19 protein-coding genes are annotated in these 16566 nt (G+C 56.2%); 4 read left to right on the forward strand and 15 right to left on the reverse strand.

Annotated elements, in window-relative coordinates; genetic code table 11:
• Window positions 1-6 precede the first annotated feature (6 nt).
• The 11 genes from flgL to flgB form a co-directional block, all read right to left on the reverse strand.
• Window positions 7-972 carry a flagellar hook-associated protein FlgL gene (gene flgL / locus ABEH87_RS06255; RefSeq protein ID WP_346574925.1) on the reverse strand — a complete coding sequence of 322 codons (966 nt, stop codon included), beginning with the start codon at window positions 970-972 and terminating at the stop codon, window positions 7-9.
• 23 nt (window positions 973-995) lie between these two features.
• Complete coding sequence (gene flgK / locus ABEH87_RS06260) at window positions 996-2639, reverse strand: flagellar hook-associated protein FlgK (RefSeq protein ID WP_346574927.1); 1644 nt, start codon at window positions 2637-2639, stop codon at window positions 996-998.
• Between the two features lie 131 nt (window positions 2640-2770).
• On the reverse strand, window positions 2771-3712 hold the full coding sequence (gene flgJ, locus ABEH87_RS06265) for a flagellar assembly peptidoglycan hydrolase FlgJ (protein ID WP_346574929.1): 942 nt from the start codon (window positions 3710-3712) through the stop codon (window positions 2771-2773).
• The gene (locus ABEH87_RS06270) at window positions 3712-4818 is read right to left on the reverse strand and encodes a flagellar basal body P-ring protein FlgI (protein ID WP_346574931.1); all 1107 of its coding nucleotides are present in this window, start codon (window positions 4816-4818) and stop codon (window positions 3712-3714) included. The genes flgJ and ABEH87_RS06270 overlap by 1 nt, the downstream gene beginning before the upstream one ends.
• A 9-nt stretch (window positions 4819-4827) precedes the next feature.
• Window positions 4828-5529 (reverse strand): flagellar basal body L-ring protein FlgH, encoded by a 702-nt coding sequence (locus tag ABEH87_RS06275; RefSeq protein WP_346574932.1) that lies wholly within the window; start codon window positions 5527-5529, stop codon window positions 4828-4830.
• A gap of 86 nt (window positions 5530-5615) precedes the next feature.
• Window positions 5616-6398, reverse strand: a complete 783-nt coding sequence (flgG, locus tag ABEH87_RS06280; protein WP_062743743.1) for a flagellar basal-body rod protein FlgG — start codon at window positions 6396-6398, stop codon at window positions 5616-5618.
• A gap of 15 nt (window positions 6399-6413) precedes the next feature.
• Window positions 6414-7169 carry a flagellar basal body rod protein FlgF gene (locus tag ABEH87_RS06285; protein WP_346574934.1) on the reverse strand — a complete coding sequence of 252 codons (756 nt, stop codon included), beginning with the start codon at window positions 7167-7169 and terminating at the stop codon, window positions 6414-6416.
• Window positions 7170-7190: 21 nt separating this feature from the next.
• The gene (gene flgE / locus ABEH87_RS06290; RefSeq protein WP_346574936.1) at window positions 7191-8399 is read right to left on the reverse strand and encodes a flagellar hook protein FlgE; all 1209 of its coding nucleotides are present in this window, start codon (window positions 8397-8399) and stop codon (window positions 7191-7193) included.
• A gap of 30 nt (window positions 8400-8429) precedes the next feature.
• Window positions 8430-9101, reverse strand: a complete 672-nt coding sequence (gene flgD / locus ABEH87_RS06295; RefSeq protein ID WP_346574938.1) for a flagellar hook assembly protein FlgD — start codon at window positions 9099-9101, stop codon at window positions 8430-8432.
• 11 nt (window positions 9102-9112) lie between these two features.
• Complete coding sequence (flgC, locus tag ABEH87_RS06300) at window positions 9113-9517, reverse strand: flagellar basal body rod protein FlgC (RefSeq protein WP_062743747.1); 405 nt, start codon at window positions 9515-9517, stop codon at window positions 9113-9115.
• Window positions 9518-9520: 3 nt separating this feature from the next.
• Window positions 9521-9934: a flagellar basal body rod protein FlgB gene (gene flgB, locus ABEH87_RS06305; RefSeq protein ID WP_346574940.1), complete on the reverse strand. Its 414-nt coding sequence runs from the start codon at window positions 9932-9934 to the stop codon at window positions 9521-9523.
• A 156-nt stretch (window positions 9935-10090) separates the two neighbouring features.
• Between flgB and flgA the strand changes: the two genes are divergently transcribed.
• The 3 genes from flgA to flgN all read left to right on the forward strand — a co-directional run bounded on the left by flgA (window position 10091) and on the right by flgN (window position 11603).
• Entirely contained in the window at window positions 10091-10759 is a 669-nt protein-coding gene (gene flgA / locus ABEH87_RS06310; protein WP_346574942.1) for a flagellar basal body P-ring formation chaperone FlgA, read from the forward strand.
• 106 nt (window positions 10760-10865) lie between these two features.
• Window positions 10866-11168 (forward strand): flagellar biosynthesis anti-sigma factor FlgM, encoded by a 303-nt coding sequence (gene flgM, locus ABEH87_RS06315; protein ID WP_346574944.1) that lies wholly within the window; start codon window positions 10866-10868, stop codon window positions 11166-11168.
• Between the two features lie 3 nt (window positions 11169-11171).
• Complete coding sequence (gene flgN, locus ABEH87_RS06320; protein ID WP_346574946.1) at window positions 11172-11603, forward strand: flagellar export chaperone FlgN; 432 nt, start codon at window positions 11172-11174, stop codon at window positions 11601-11603.
• A 61-nt stretch (window positions 11604-11664) separates the two neighbouring features.
• On the opposite strand, the gene murJ is transcribed toward flgN, so the two are convergent.
• The 4 genes from murJ to rimJ form a co-directional block, all read right to left on the reverse strand.
• Complete coding sequence (murJ, locus tag ABEH87_RS06325; protein WP_346574948.1) at window positions 11665-13203, reverse strand: murein biosynthesis integral membrane protein MurJ; 1539 nt, start codon at window positions 13201-13203, stop codon at window positions 11665-11667.
• A gap of 191 nt (window positions 13204-13394) precedes the next feature.
• Complete coding sequence (locus tag ABEH87_RS06330) at window positions 13395-14318, reverse strand: Gfo/Idh/MocA family oxidoreductase (protein ID WP_346574950.1); 924 nt, start codon at window positions 14316-14318, stop codon at window positions 13395-13397.
• Window positions 14315-14968: a DUF480 domain-containing protein gene (locus ABEH87_RS06335; RefSeq protein ID WP_346574951.1), complete on the reverse strand. Its 654-nt coding sequence runs from the start codon at window positions 14966-14968 to the stop codon at window positions 14315-14317. Before ABEH87_RS06335 ends, ABEH87_RS06330 begins: the two co-directional genes overlap by 4 nt.
• Window positions 14969-14973: 5 nt before the next feature.
• On the reverse strand, window positions 14974-15567 hold the full coding sequence (rimJ, locus tag ABEH87_RS06340) for a ribosomal protein S5-alanine N-acetyltransferase (RefSeq protein WP_346574953.1): 594 nt from the start codon (window positions 15565-15567) through the stop codon (window positions 14974-14976).
• A 266-nt stretch (window positions 15568-15833) separates the two neighbouring features.
• On the opposite strand from rimJ, the gene grxB reads away from it, so the two are divergent.
• Window positions 15834-16481, forward strand: a complete 648-nt coding sequence (grxB, locus tag ABEH87_RS06345) for a glutaredoxin 2 (protein WP_346574955.1) — start codon at window positions 15834-15836, stop codon at window positions 16479-16481.
• Window positions 16482-16566 lie beyond the last annotated feature (85 nt).

Here is a 16566-nt window from a genome sequence, read left to right on the forward strand (position 1 = left end):
GTTCGATCAGGAATTCATGGTAAACAGCGACAGCTTCGACATCTGCTGGAAAACAGTATAAGAGGCCTGTAATGCCGCCTGCTGCATGGTATAGCTGGAGATGGTTTCAGTGGTATCAGCACCGATTAACCCACTCATCTGGGTTTTCAGATTCAGGGTAGTGTCATCCCCTTTTGAATCCAGATTCTCCAGCTCCTGCAGATTGGTACCCACCTCTGAAAGCACGCTGGACACATTATCCAGGGCGTTATTCAGGCCGCGGTTGGCCTTGCCCATGCTGAGCGCCTGGGCATCAACTGTGGCCTGGTCGGCATTTTCCAGCGGCACTTTCAGCGATTTAATCGCCGTATCCAGCATAGTGAAAATATTCGTTTCACTGGCGCTGCCATCTGGCTCTTTTACCGCACTGCTGGTCAGAGAATCGAAGATCTGATTACCGGTATGGTTCGCGATCAGCGTACGGCTGGCATCCACTTTCTGCGAAATGGGGGTCAGTCCCCCCTGATAAGTGGTGCTACCCGCCGCATCGGTCACGAACGGTGGCTTATCGCTTTCATAACCGGCAAAAATATAGCGGCCATTACCGTCAGTGCTGTTAGCAAGGTTAAGCATCTGCGCGCGAATGCCCTCTAACTGTGTGGCATAAGAAGCACGGTCATTGTCAGACAAAATGCCGTTAGATGCAGCTACCACGGTGGTATGCGCACTGGTGATAATGTTGGCAGCCTGGCGCAGCGTGGTATCTTCGGTGGCCTGGTTCTGCGTGGCGAATACGCGTGCCGTTTTAAACTGTGCGGTTTCGGCCTGAGCCTGAGACACCACGACGGCCTGCGCGGACGCGACCGGGTCATCAGATGGACGGTTAACGCGGTTGCCGGTAGCAAGCTGTTCGCCTACTTTCAGCCAGCTTGCCTGCGAGGTCTGGATGCCACGCATCTGCTGGTCATAGATCATGCCGGTACTGAGTCGCATGGTATTAATTCCTCTGCCAAAAATTAGCTGACTGCACCAAGCAGTGCCTGAAAGATAGTAGACGCCGTCTGCAGGACCTGGGCGTTAGCCGTGTAGTACTGCTGATAGCGCGTCAGGTTAGTATATTCTTCATCCAGGTTAACCCCGGAAACCGACTGCTGCTGGTTAGTCAGCTGTGTGACAACCGCTTTCTGCGTCGCACTGGTCGTTTCCAGCGTGTTGGTCTTGTTACCCACCGTCGCCACCAGGCCAGCATAAGCCTGCGTCAGGGTGCTTTTTCCGTTAATCACGTTAGCGGTCTGCAATTCCAACAGCTTCTTAACGTTCTCGTTGTTACTTTCACCGCCGGTCGAACTGGCCGCAGCCAGCTTGGCTTCTTCGGTAACCAGCACACTCATGCCGGTGATGACGTTGGCTACAGGTTTAACAGTAAAACTGTCTTTAGCCGCAGGCAGTTGATCATAGCCCACAGAGAGACCGTCAAATGACAGCGTTTTGGCGGTGGCATCAACGGTCACAGTTGATTTGGTGTTGTCAGACAGTCGGGTGGCAGTCCAGTTTGTGCCGTCATAGCTAACGGTATAGTCAGACGCCTGCACTTTTGTGGTATCAGCCCAGGTCGCTGTCAGTGTCGCACTGCCGGTGTTTCGGCTGTTCGAAAGCACAGCCGGGCTACCGAGAGAGAAGAAAGCGGTACCGTTATCACCATCAACGTCTTTACCCTGTTCGTGCTGGGCGTTAAAACTGCTGCCCAGCGCCATCGCCAGCTGGTTGACCTGATTGCGTACGCCGTCCAGGTCGCTGCGGAATGCCAGCAGTCCACCCAGTGAACCGTTGGTGATCAGTTTTTCAGAAATCTGTGATTTTGCGCCGGTGGCCGGATCAACGATAGCAATGGTGTTGCGCGCCGGATCGGCACTGGAAGGCACCGCAGCCAGCTGATTGTAGCTGCTGCCCTGAACCAGTGAAATGCCGTTACCAACAGAGATGTTATAGCTGTCACCGTCCTGCACCGAGACCTTAACACCCACCAGCTTATTCAGCTCATTGACCAGCTGGTCACGCTGATCCAGCAGATCGTTAGGCTCGTTGCCGCCACCCGACCCCTTCAGCTTGAGGATCTGCTGGTTAACGTTGGCGATCTGTTTCGCGTAGTTATTGACCTGGTCGACGGTGGCGGTTACCGAGGTATTCACGCTGCTGTCGAGATTGGTTAAATAGGTGTCAGTTACCTTGAACTGATTCACCAGCCCTTCCGCTTTACCTAATACGGCCTGACGGGAAGAGGAATCACTGGCATTACTGGACAGCGTTTGCAGCGAACTGAAAAAGTCCTGCAGGTTGGTCGACAGCGTGTTGGTGGTGCTGGAAAACATGTCATCAAGACTGGAGAGCTGGCTGTACTGGGTCGTAATCGAGCTGGACTGGGCGCTGGCCGCTCGCAGCTGATTGGTAATGAACTGGTCATACTCACGGTACACGGTGGAGACGTTCGTCCCGTTACCATAGTAATTGCTCCCGCTCAGGGTACTGTTCGCCTGAGCAAGCACGGTGGTCTGGCGCGAATAACCGGTCACCGCATAGTTGGAGATGTTATTACTGGTGGTATTCAGCGCAGCAGATGCGGCGTTTAATCCGCTCATTGCGGTATTGATTAGGTTAGCCATTTCGGTTCCTTGTTAACCGGCAACTGCAGAGCCAGCATTGACGAATCATTTGCCGGAAGGGGTAAACGCAAATCCGGCCTGAAAAGGTTATCGGTTAAAGCGGGGCAAACTTGAGCCGTTTCCCCAAATTTTTAAAACAGATCGCCGATATCCTGGCTGTAGGCTTTAACGACTTTTTCGCCCATGCTTTTGAACTGCTGGATCATGCCGACCAGTTTCTGCGCGTACTTCGGATCGGTGGCGTAACCCGCTGCCTGCAAGGCCTGTGCGCCCTGTTCCGGGGTGGAGGCGGTCGTCACTGCCGCATAGCGCGGGTTGCTGCTCAGCAGCTTCACGTAGTCGTTCAGGGCATCAAAGTAGGAGTCGTAAACGCGGAATTTCTGCTTCACCTTCTTCGCTTCGCCGTTCTCGAATTCGGTGGTCATAATGTCGGTGGTTTTACCCTGCCAGCTTCCCGTGGCCTTAATGCCAAACACGTTATAACTCGGCTTACCGTCACGGGTCAGAATCTGGCGCTGACCCCAGCCGGATTCCAGCGCTGCCTGAGCGAGGATAAGGTGATGGGGAATACCGCTTTGTTCACTTGCCGCCTGTGCCGGTTTCGACAGCATGGCGATAAAGTCACCGTTATCACCGGACAGCGGCATCTCATGCGTGGAGAAGCGCGGCACCGCTTTGCGAACGATTTGCTCCATCGCCAGCGGAGGTAACGTGTTGATAAAGCTCTTATCCAGCGGCATTGGCACCGTACCGGCTTTCTCATCCAGCGGCTTCTGCCCTTCCATCTGCTTCACGATAAGGTCAGCCAGACCGAGGCCCTTTGCCCCGATCTGCTGGCCAATCTGCTGATCGTACATTGAGGTATACAGCCGCGTCTGCTCACTGCTCATCAGGCCATCCTGAGGCAGCGCCTGACGCATGCTTTTCAACATCATCTGTACAAACATCCCTTCGACCTGTTTGGCCACTTCACGCGCATGAGCTTTCGGGTCATTACCGGCCAGGCGTTTCAGGTTGTTTAGCGAACGGCTGTCATACGCCGCACTGGTCAGAGACTGGCTGTTATCACTCATCAGATGATTTCCAGTTTTGCATGCAGGCAGCCTGCGCTTTCCATCGACTGTAAAATGGACATCAGGTCGATAGGTGTCGCTCCGAGGGCGTTAAGTGCCCGCACCACGCTGTTCAGATTGGCGCTGGCGTTTACCGTTTGCAGCGCACCGCCGCTCTGACGCATATCAATCTGCGTCTGCGGCGTCACCACCGTCTGGCCACCGCCAAACGGCGTGTCCGGCTGGCTGACATTCTGCGTCTGGTTGACAGTCACCGACAGGCTACCCTGCGCAATGGCGCACTGCGTCAGCATCACTTCACGGTTCATGACTACCGACCCGGTACGCGAGTTGATGATCACTTTGGCATCCTGAATCGGCACGGAGACATCAATGTTCTGAATGTCAGCCAGCAGGCGTACCTGAGAGGTGCTGTTTGCCGTAGAGCGGATTTGTACGGTGCGGCCATCAACGGCCTGCGCCATGCCGTAACCACCCCGGCTGTTAATAGCGTCGCTGATACGCTGCGCCATGCTGAAATCTTCCTGATTCAGATACAGGCTGACCACGTTGCTGGTGCCGAAGTTATTCGGCAGTTCACGTTCGATGGTCGCTCCGCCGGTAATACGACCGCCGTTCACCTGGTTAACCTGTACGCTGCTGCCTCCGGCGGCCGCACTCGCGCCGCCGATCAAAATGTTACCCTGCGCCAGCGCGTAGACCTGATTATCCACCCCTTTCATCGGGGTCATCAGCAGTGTCCCGCCGCGCAGGCTTTTCGCGTTACCCATTGAGGAGACGACAACGTCAAGCACCTGCCCCTGGCGACCAAAGGCCGGCAGCTTGGCGGTCACCATAACGGCCGCCACGTTTTTCAACTGCATGTTGGTGCCGGTAGGAACGGTGATCCCCAGCTGCGACAGCATGTTGCTCAGGCTTTGCGTGGTAAACGGTGTCTGTGTGGTCTGGTCACCGGTACCATCCAGCCCCACCACCAGACCGTAACCGATCAGGGAGTTATCACGAACGCCCCCCACGGTGGTGAGATCGCGAATACGATCGGCCTGGGCCAGGGCACTGAACCCCACCATCAGCAGCAGGACAAATCGAATCAGTACATTACGCATCAAAACCTCTTACATCGGTGATATGTTCAGGAAGAACCGCTGCAGCCAGCCCATGTTTTGCGCTTCATTGATATAGCCGTTACCGACATACTCAATGCGCGCATCGGCCACCTGAGTGGAAACAACGCTGTTGCTGGCGCTAATCGTGCGTGGGTTAACCACACCGGAGAAGCGGATAAACTCAGTTCCCTGATTAATCTCAATCTGTTTCTCACCGACCACGTTCAGGTTGCCGTTCGGCAAGACCTGATTAACGGTAACGGTGATGGTTCCGGTAAAGGTGTTGTTAGCCGAAGCGCCCCCCTTGCCAGAAAAATCATTTTTACCTTCTCCGGCAAAGGTGGCTTTATCACCCCCCAGCAGCCCGACAAGAGCACGCGGAGTCGCACTCAGCCCAAAGCTGGTGCTGCCGTCGCGTCCGGCATTGGCAGAAGAACTCTTACTCGCGCTGACATTTTCCTGCAGCGTGATGGTTAATGTGTCGCCAATGTTACGCGGGCGTCGATCCTCGAACAGCGGCTGATAGCCGTAGTTCATCGGCATCACGCCCTGAAAAATAGAGCCGTTAACCAGCGCTGGCGAAGCAGGCATCGGCTGGGCCGTTGTCGACCCTTCGACCAGTGGCTTACGGGGGACTAACGCACAACCGTTAAGCGTCAGCAGCAACGTGGCTACTAACAAACGTCCAGGCAATGAGATCTGCTGCGCCATGGAAATAAACCTTTCATTACGTGAATATTTTATTAACGGGCCGGGCAAGCCCGGCACCTGTAACGGTCAATCTGTCCGTCTTACAATTACAGCTGAGTCAGTTTCGCCAGCATCTGATCGGAAGTGCTCACGGCCTTACTGTTAATCTCGTACGCGCGCTGAGTCTGGATCATGCTGACCAGCTCTTCGGCGACGTTAACGTTCGATGTTTCCACGTAGCCCTGATACAACGTGCCTGCGCCGTTGTTGCCTGGGTTACTTTCCGTCGGCGCGCCAGAGGCCTGAGTTTCCTGGTAGAGGTTCTCACCCATGCTTTCCAGACCGGCATCATTGATGAAGGTACTCAGCGTCAGCTGACCTACCTGAACCGGGTTGGTCTGCCCCTGCTGAGTCACGCTCACCACACCGTCACGGCTGACCGTCATGCTCAGGGCGTTCGGGGGAATGGTGATGGCGGGCTGTACCGGGAAACCGCCGTTGGTGACCAGCTGGCCGTTCTGGTCAGTCTGGAAAGACCCGTCACGGGTGTAGGCAGTCGTGCCGTCCGGCATCTGTACCGAGAAGAAACCCTGGCCGCTGATCGCCACATCTTTCGATGAGTCGGTCTGTGACAGGTTGCCCTGGTTATGCAGGCGCTCTGTTGCCACCGGACGCACACCGGTACCGATCTGCAGACCGGACGGCAGCGTGGTCTGCTCAGAGGACTGAGCCCCTGGCTGACGAAGAGTCTGGTACATCAGATCTTCAAAAACTGCGCGCTGACGTTTAAAACCGTTGGTGCTCACGTTTGCCAGGTTGTTGGCAATAACGTCCATGTTGGTCTGCTGGGCATCAAGGCCGGTTTTCGCAATCCATAAAGAACGAATCATGTGTTATTCCTCTGGTCAGCTCATTGACAGCAGCTGGTTGGCTCTTTGTTCGTTTTCATCGACGCTGGAAATGACTTTCATCTGCATCTCGAAACGACGGGCGTTGGCGATCATATCGACCATGGTCTGCGTGGTGCTGACGTTGCTGCCTTCCAGCACGCCCGGCATCACTTTCATGGTCGGGTCATTGGCCAGGGTGGCACCACGCTGTGCCACTGCGCTGGCGGAGACGCGGAACATGCCGTCATCGCCGCGCGTCAACTCGCTGCCGGTCGCCTGCACCAGCTTGAGCCTGCCCAGTTGCACCGTCGCGTTCGGGGCATCGCCCGGATTCAGCGCGGTAATCGAACCGTCAGCCGCGATGGTGAGTTCAGCGCCCTGCGGCACCGCAATCGGCCCACCGTCGCCCATCACCACGTTGCCCTGTACGGTAAGCTGCCCGGCCGGGCTGACTTCCATATTACCGTTGCGGGTGTAGGCTTCAGTACCGTCGGCAGTCTGCACTGCCAGCCAGCCGTCACCCTGCATCGCCACGTCCAGCGCACGCTCGGTATAGTCCAGCGCGCCCTGCGTCATATCTGCTCCCGGCGTTGATGCCGTGACCAGCGTACGGGTTGGCAGCGACAGGCCCTCCACCGGAACCGCACGCGCCGCACTGAGCTGCGCACGGAAGCCCGGTGTGGCGGCGTTGGCCAGGTTGGCCGCTGTCACTGCCTGCTGATCGAGGGTCTGACTGGCAGCCCCCATTGCGGTATAGATTGCGTGATCCATTGGACTCCCCTGTTAACCGTATTAACGCAGGTTGACCAGCGTGTTAAGAATCTGGTCCTGGGTTTTGATGGTCTGCGCATTCGACTGATAGTTACGCTGCGCGACGATCATGTTGACCAGCTCTTTACTCAGATCGACGTTTGAAGACTCCAGCGCGCCAGCGGTCAGCGTACCGAGGTTACCGGTTCCGGCGATGCCGGTCAGGGCCTGGCCTGAAGAGCCGGTTGCAGACCAGACGTTGTCACCTTCAGACTTCAGGCCTTCAGGGTTAGCGAAGTTAGCCAGAACGATCTGACCCAGTACCTGAGTCTGATAGTTGGAATAGGTCCCCACCAGGGTGCCGTCATCGTTGATCTGGTAGCTGGTCAGTTCACCTGGCTTATAGCCGTCCTGAACCGGGTTACCAAAGGTACTGGTGCCGTTGTTCTGCTGCAGGCTGCCGGTAATGTTGACATTCAGCCCGGTGATCGCATTAGCCCCGTTCAGCGCGCCCATATCGAAGGTAACCAGACCCGAAGCCGGATTAGTCAGAACCCCTGTCGGGCTGAAGGTCAGATTGGTGGTGGTGCCCGTGGTGCCCGTGGTGCCATCTACCGGAGTCACCGTCCATGCGTTATTCGCTGTCTTGTTGAAGTACAGGTTAACGGTGTGCTCGTTACCCAGCCCATCATAGGTCGTCATTGCCGACTTGGCGTTGTAGCTCGTCGGGTCAGTAATGTCTAAATCCGCTACCGCTTTCACAGGATCGGTGGAATTGAGGTTCGCCGTCATCGTCACGCCGGTGGTGGCTTTAGCCGTCATCGCGGTCGTCGGCACACTCAGTGCAACCGGGTTAGCGCCGGTCTGGACGGTTGGCGGGGTGCCGGTTGCCGGATAACCCGTCAGTTGCAGTCCCTGCATGTTGACGATGTTACGGTTAGCATCCAGCGTGAACTGGCCGTTACGGCTGTAGAACACCGCACCGTTAGTATCTTCCATACGGAAGAAGCCCTGCTGGCTGATCGCCACGTCAAGGCCACGGCTGGTGGTGGTGGTGGTACCGTCGTTAAAGTCCTGTACCACGGCCGCGACCTTGGTACCCAGACCGACTTTAGAACCGGCAAACATATCAGCAAACGCGATGGTGCTGGATTTAAAGCCCGCTGTCGCGGAGTTGGAAATGTTGTTACCAATAACGTCGAGGTTGCTCGATGCCGCGTTTAAGCCGCTGACTGCCTGTGAAAAGCCCATGTTGTCACTCCTGAAGCATAAATTAGTGGATTAAATAATCTGACGTACGTTATCCAGGGTGGTAGTACCCATGGTGCCAAGGTCAAGTACTGCGCCTTTTGAGCTGTTACTGACGCCGCTCACGTAGGCATAGTTCAGCGGCTGCGCGACCAGTTGGCCGGTGGCATTGCTGGCGCTGATGGAAACGGTATATTTGCCGTCGGCGGCGGTGGTGCCATCGGCCGCTTTGCCATCCCACTGGAAGGTATGAACACCGGCGGTCTGCGCACCCAGTTCAATAGTTTGAATCACCGCACCGTTGGCATCTTTAATGGTGGCAGTGGTTGTGGTTGACGCCTGCCCCAGCTCCACGCCAAACGGTGTGGTGGTGCTGGTACCGACCAGAATCTGCGAACCGTCCACCATCACACCGTGGCCGATCAGCGTTGAGGCCTGTAAAGACTGGCCGGAGGTGATCTGCCCGGAAATCGAACCGAGGGTAGTATTGAGTTTCTCAATGCCGCTCAGGGTGTTGATCTGCGCCAGCTGCGAGGTCAACTGGCTGTTGTCCATCGGGTTGGTCGGGTCCTGGTTCTGCAACTGGGTGACCAGCAGCGTCAGGAAGTTACTCTGTAAGTCCGCTGCTGATGTATCAGTAGAAGACGAGGAAGACTGCAGCGTGGTGGTAGCCTGCTTTTCATTTACACCAACAGCAATACTCATCGGGAAGCTCCTTATTGGCCCATGGTTAAGGTTTTCAACATCATCTGTTTAACGGTGTTTAAAACCTCAACATTGGCCTGGTAACTGCGCGAGGCCGACATGGTGTTTACCGTTTCACCGACTACATCCACATTGGGCATTTTCACGTACCCTTTGGCATCTGCCATCGGGTTACCCGGTTCATACACCAGACGTGCCGGCGCAGGATCGTCGATCACCTGCGCCACTTTCACGCCGCCGGTCGGGGACCCCGGAGCCGCGTCGGTCTGGAATACCACCTGCTTCGCCACATAGGGCTGACCATCCGGCCCGGTAACGCTGTCGGCGTTGGCCAGGTTACTGGCGCTGACGTTAAGACGCTGTGACTGTGCAGCCATTGCCGAACCGGCAATATTAAAAATGTTCAAAAGTGCCATACGTTATTGCCCCTGTAGCACAGACATCATGCCCTTAATCTGACTGCTGATAGACATCAAATCCGTCTGATATTTCAGACTGTTATCGGCAAATTCTGTGCGTTCGCGGTCCATATCGACCGTGTTACCGTCCAGCGCAGGCTGGTCAGGAACGCGGTACATCAGGTCCATCGAAGGAGGTTGAAGATTTTCCGCAGGAATATGGCGTGCCGACGTCACCGCCAGCGACAGCCCGGAACCCTGCGCCCGCCCCTGTTCCAGCACCTTATTCATCTGGCTGGCGAAATCGATATCGCGTGCCTGATAGCCCGGCGTGTCAGCATTGGCGATGTTGGATGCCAGGATTTCCTGTCGCTGTGCACGCAGGTTCAGGGCTTCGGTATTAAACCGTAGTGCTGCGTCCAGTTTGTCGAGCATGCGTCCTCCGTAAGTGAGAATTTAGAGCTGACAGCATAATCTCGGGGGGTAAAGGGCTATCGTTTGAATAGCGCTAAAAAGCGTCGCTAATTTGCGCCTTGACAATATGCGCGCCGGTATAGAATTGGTGGCATATTGAAATGTGAGGGGACTCTGATGCGAGGAATGACAACACTGCTGGCCGCTTTACTGGCTCTGATCAGCGTCTCCGCCAGTGCCGCCGACCTGAATGCACAGCTCAGTCAATTTTTCAAAAATCGTTATGGGCAAAGTCATCAGACTGCCGATAACCTGACCGTAGTGATAAAAACGCCGGAGAAAATGTGGCCCGCCTGTGAGCAGCCGCAGTTCTCCCTGCCGGGCAACAGCCGCATGTGGGGTAATATCAGCGTTGCCGCCAACTGCGATCAGAACCGCCGTTATATTCAGGTGCAGGTTCAGGTCAGCGGCAGCTATCTGGTGGCCACCCGCCAGGTATTACGGGGAGCCACCATCACCGCCAGCGACATGCGCCTGGAGCAGGGCCGTCTGGATACCCTGCCCGCACGTACGCTGATAGCAGCCGACCAGGCGGAAGGAGCTATCGCTCTGCGCGATATCATTCCGGGCCAGCCGGTGACCATGATGATGATGCGCCAGCCGTGGCGGGTGAAAGCCGGTCAGACGGTGACCATCACCGCCAGCGGAGATGGGTTTAATATCAGCAGTGAGGGCAAAGCAATGAACAATGCCGCCGCCCTGCAAACGGTCAGAGTGCGGATGAATTCAGGACAGATTGTGATGGGCAAAGTCGACGCTAATGGGAATATTCTGATATCGCTATAAACCACTAAAGAAGGCCTCAGTTCTGCCGATAGTGTTTATAACGGCGATTGTACTATGAGAATATCAGATACCAGGTGTGACCACCTGAGTTAACAGGAGCGCGATAATGAGCATCGACAGAACCCAGCCATTGAAACCGGCAAGCACCGTTCAGCAACGTGACACCAATGATGTTGCACAGCCTAAAGCGCGTGCAGCAGAAAGCAAAACGGCAGAAACCGCCACCGGCACTCAGGTTGTCCTGAGCGGTGCACAGTCACAGCTGACTAAAGCCAGCTCCCAGGACATTAATACCGTTCGCGTGGAAGAGCTGAAGAATGCGATTCGCAACGGCGAACTGAAGATGGACAGCGGCAAAATTGCTGACGCGCTGATTCAGGAAGCTAAAGACTCACTGCAAGGTAATTAATCCATGGATAAGCTGCAAAACGCACTTGATAAAATGCTTGAAGTTCTTTCGTCGCTGGCCGATGTCATGAATGCAGAGCAACAACAGCTCTCAGCAGGTCAGGTCAACAGCAGCTTATTACAGCGAATTACCGAGGATAAAAGCTCTTTACTGGCTACCCTCAACTTCCTGGAAGAGATGCGCCGTGACGCGGAAAAAGCCAGCGGGACACATGTGCCATACAGTCGGCACCCCGAACTGGCGCGTCGCTGGTCAGCCATCCAGGATCAGACGGTAAAACTGCGTGATACCAATCTCCATAACGGTATGCTGCTCAATCATCAAATCAGTCATAACGAGCATGCGCTGCAGGTACTGAAGCCTTACCAGTCACAAAAATTTTATGGTCCTGACGGACATGCTATCACGACGGCTCCGGTGAGCCGCAAAGCGTAAGCACCGTCATCCATTGTCAGACTTTACCCTGCAGCGCTCGCGCGCTGCGGGGTTTTTCTGTTTACGCGACGGTACGACGGGCGAAGTCCCGCGGGCGGAAACCCAGTACGCCCAGCACGGCAAAATAGACCGCCCCACCGACGGCACAGACTGCCGCCAGCCGCAGCAGGCGTGACAGCATATTACCGCTTGCCCAGTCAGGCATGACATACATCATGCCCAGCAGTGCCGCCGCCATCACCACCACGGCAATAAACAGGCGCACCAGGAAGCTGAACCAGCCCGGCTGCGGCTGGAAGATATCCTGCTTACGCAGCTGCCAGTAAAGCAGCCCTGCGTTCAGGCAGGCCGCCAGTCCGATCGACAGCGACAGCCCGGCGTGTTTCAGCGGCCCGATAAATGCCAGGTTCATCACCTGAGTGGCCAGCAGTGTGAACAGCGCAATCTTCACCGGGGTTTTGATGTTCTGACGCGAGTAGAATCCGGGTGCCAGCACTTTCACCACGATCAACCCCATCAGCCCTACCGAGTAGGCCACCAGCGCCCGCTGGGTCATTGCCGCATCAAAGGCGGTAAATTTGCCGTACTGGAACAGCGAAACCGTCAGCGGTTTTGCCAGGATACCCAGCGCCACGGCACTTGGCAGCGCCAGCAGGAAGCAGAGGCGCAGGCCCCAGTCCATCAGGCGTGAATACTCAACCTGGTTGCCGCTGGCAAAACTTTTCGCCAGCGACGGCAGCAGAATCGTCCCCAGCGCCACGCCGAGAACGCCGGAGGGAAACTCCATCAGACGGTCGGCGTAATACATCCAGGAAACGGAACCGGAAACGAGGAAAGAGGCAAAAATGGTGTTGATGATCAGAGAGATCTGACTGACCGACACCCCGAGAATGGCCGGCCCCATCTGACGCATCACCCGCCATACGCCCGCATCCTTCAGGTTCAGACGCGGCAGCACCAGCATGCCAATCTTTTTCAGATGTGGCAGCTGATAACCCAGTTGCAGTACGCCCCCTGCGACCACTGCCCACGCCAGCGCCATCACCGGCGGATGGAAATGTGGGGCAGCAAACAGCGCAAAGCCGATCATACTGACGTTGAGCAGCGTCGGGGCAAAGGCCGGTACTGAGAAACGGTTCCAGGTGTTGAGGATCGCCCCGGCCAGCGATGCCAGTGAAATCAGGAGAATATAGGGAAAAGTGACGCGCAGCAGCGAGGAGGTCAGCGCAAACTTGTCCGGCGTGTCGGCAAAGCCCGGTGCGGTGATCATAATCACCCAGGGGGCGGCAAACATCCCCAGCACGGTGACAATTGCCAGCGCCAGCGTCAACAGCCCGGATACGTAGGCGATAAACACCTTCGTTGCTTCTTCCCCCTGCTTGCTTTTGTACTCCGCGAGGATCGGTACAAAAGCCTGAGAAAAGGCGCCTTCCGCGAAAATGCGGCGCAGCAGGTTGGGCAGTTTAAACGCGATAAAGAAGGCATCTGTCGCCATGCCCGCGCCGAATACGCGCGCCACGATGGCATCGCGCACAAAGCCGAGCACGCGTGAAAACAGGGTCATAGAACTGACCGCTGCCAGTGATTTCAACAGGTTCATGTATTTCCTGACTGGTATCCGGGAAGACCGGCTGGTAACAACAACGTCCGGTGAAGTCCGGCCCGTTTAAGGTGCGGATAGTCTACTGAAGTAAAAGCAAATAACCACTGTGGATTGTTACCGGTTTTATCCCATTTTCGCGTGGGCCGACCGGAAAAGAAGGTCGGCCCCTACAGGGCGGCTGACGCCGCCTATTCCCGCTCGGCGTCACGCCACAGTTTTTCCACCATCCGCTGGGCGACTAACGCCTGCTCACCGCTGGTTTGCGGCATTGTCTGATTTTGCACGCAGCGGATAAAATGGTGCGCCACGCCGACAAAACCGCGCTGCTCCAGGGTGCTTTGCCAGCCGGGGATCGGATCAACGCTGACCTGTCCGGCTTTTTCCTGCTGCCAGTCACGCATATCCGTCACCTGATAGACCGCGCCCTCGTCTACCGCCATCACCCGCTCCATCTGACTTCCGGCACGACGGTGCATACTGGTGGTGATCTGAATCCCGGCGAGGTTAAAGTGATGTTCGGCATACAACATCTGCCCGCTGTCATTAGTTTGCAGCGTGCCGCTCAGCAGTTTGCCTCCACCGCCGCCCAGCCACAGCGCGCTGTCGACCACATGAAGATAGTCATCCAGCAGCGTGAAAAAAAGATCCTGCGGGCCGACGCTGTCGCTGCGGTGTTTGTCCATGCGAATGGAGGCAGGCTGCGACAGCGCTTCCTTTAACTGCAAATAGCGCGGTGCAAATCGTCGGTTAAATGCCACCATCAGCTTACGCCCGCGCCTGTCGGCCAGATCCACCAGCTTTTCGGCTTCTGCCAGGGTAGCCGCCAGAGGTTTATCCACGCAAACGTCCACACCGGCACGCAGCAGACGATCGACAATCGCAAAGTGGCTGGCCGTTGAGCTGTGCACAAACACCGCATCGCTGGCGGCGGCCAGTTCGTCCAGCGTGGAGAGCAGAGGAATGCGGTAGCTGTCGCAGATCGGACGCGCCTTTTCCTGATTGGGTGAAAAGGCCCCGGCAATCTGCCAGCCGTCGGTGTGAGTCAGCACCGGCAGCCAGGCTTTCTGCGCAATGCCCCCCAACCCGACAATACCTATTTTTAACGCGCTCATTCTGTCACCTGAGCATTCAGCAGTTGAGCGATCTGCTGCTGTAAGGCCGCAACCTGCTGCTCAAGGGATTCCACACGCGCTTCCAGCCCGCGGTGAGTTTCTGCATCGGGGCTGGCCGCCAGCGCGCTTTCATCGACTTCGCCGCTGAACAGATGCATATAGCGGCTTTCGCGTTTGCCCGGCTCGCGCGCCAGGCGGACGACCAGTGGCCCGCCTTCACGCTGCAGCAGATGCTCCAGCACCTGCTCCACTTCGCCCACATCAGCAAAATCATGCATACGCGTACTGCGGGTGCGCAGTTCACCCGGCGTCTGTGGCCCACGCAGCAGCAGCGTGGCAATGACCGCCACCTGGGCCGGGGTAAATTTCAGCTGACCAAATTCAGAATTGCAAAACCGCTGTTCATATTTCACAACCCGGCTGCCGAAACCGTTTAACGCCGTCAGCTGATGTTTTTTCACCAGCAGATCGAGCGTGTTCTGCACCTCACTTTCCGTCAGCGACATCACGGGTTCGCGGTTCGACTTCTGGTTACAGGCGGTGACCACGCCGTTAAGCGACATCGGATACTGGTCGGGGGTGGTGACCTGCTTTTCCAGCAGGCAGCCGATCACCCGCGCTTCAGTGGCGGTAAAAGGGGTCTTGCTCATCAGGGTTACACTCCGCGCCGGTCAGGCGTCCATTCATGGCAGGTCAGCGCCGTCAGGACATGATCCTGCCAGCGCCCGTTAATTAACAGATAATCTTTGGCGTAGCCCTCTTTTTCGAAACCGAGGCGTGCCAGCAGGTCACCGCTGCGCTGGTTATGGGGCATATAGTTAGCCATAATGCGGTGCATTCGCTGCTGGCGCTGCATGTAACGAATGGCACTTTGCAGCGCTTCAAACATCATCCCCTGCCCCTGCCATTTCTCACCCAGAGAGTAACCGAGATAGCAGGCGTGAAAGGACCCGCGCAGCACATTGCTGAAGTTCGCCACTCCGCGCACCTCGTTTTCATCCGGATCCAGGATGGCGAAATAGTACGCACCGCCCTGTTTTTGCATTTCCATAATCAGCCCCAGACGCGCCTGCCAGCCGGAGGGGTAGCAGTGGCTTTCATCACGAACCGGTTCCCAGGGCTTCAGGAAAGCACGGTTTTCTGCATAGTAGTCGGCCAGTCTCCAGGCGTCACGCTCATTGACCAGACGCACCACCAGACGGTCGGTAGTCAGGTGCACTTTCGGCACGGCAGTTCGATAGCCAAACATCTTATCTCCTGAAATCTCTGGCCAAATCTTTCATTATTTGCAGGGATCCACCGGCTGAGAAAGCGCACGATATTCCCGTTGCTTCACTATAACCGCCATCGCCAGGGCGGGTAACATCTTGCCGAATAAAAAATCGCAAAATGCTCAAAAACAGAGCAAATACCTCGCGTGAATTTGCCCTATGGCCCGTTATCTTCCATACTTCTTTAGTACATTCAGATAATTGATGCATGCCTGGTCAGTTATCACGATTAAAGGGGAACAGATTGAAACTTTATATCTATGACCACTGCCCGTTCTGCGTCAAAGCACGTATGATCTTCGGCCTGAAAAACCTTCCTGTTGAGCTGATCGTCATGATGAATGATGACGAAGCCACGCCAAATCGTCTGATTGGTCAGAAAATGGCCCCCATCCTGATGAAAGATGACGGAAGCTGTATGCCGGAAAGTCTCGATATCGTGCAGTACATCGACAATCTGGATCGTGAGCCGCTGCTCACGGGGACAACGAACCCGGCTATCAGCGACTGGCTGCGCCATGTGCACGGTTATGTTAATAAGCTGCTCTACCCGCGCGTAGCGGAGGCCCCGTTTGCCGAATTTTCCACCCCGGAAGCCCGAACCTATTTCAGGAACAAAAAGCAGGCGGTTGCCGGTGACTTTGACGAGCTGAGAGAACACTCAGCAGGCTGGATAAAAAACATTAATGACGACCTGCGCAAGCTGGATAAGCTGATCGTGAAACCGAACGCGGTGAACGGTGAACTGTCGCTGGACGATATTCATCTGTTCCCGCTGCTGCGTTCACTGACGCTGGTTGCGGGAGTGGAGTATCCGAGCCGCGTGGCGGACTACCGCGACAATATGGCTAAACAGACTCAGGTTACCCTGCTCTCCTCCTCTGCCTCCTGACCGTCGTCGGGCCGCTCCCTGCGGCCCGACACATTCCGTTGTGATTCCCTCAGGCGCCAATCGGCGTTGTCCTGGTGACGAACCG

Origin of the sequence: Erwinia sp. Eh17-17 (assembly GCF_039675725.1) — a bacterium.
Classification (GTDB): domain Bacteria; phylum Pseudomonadota; class Gammaproteobacteria; order Enterobacterales; family Enterobacteriaceae; genus Erwinia.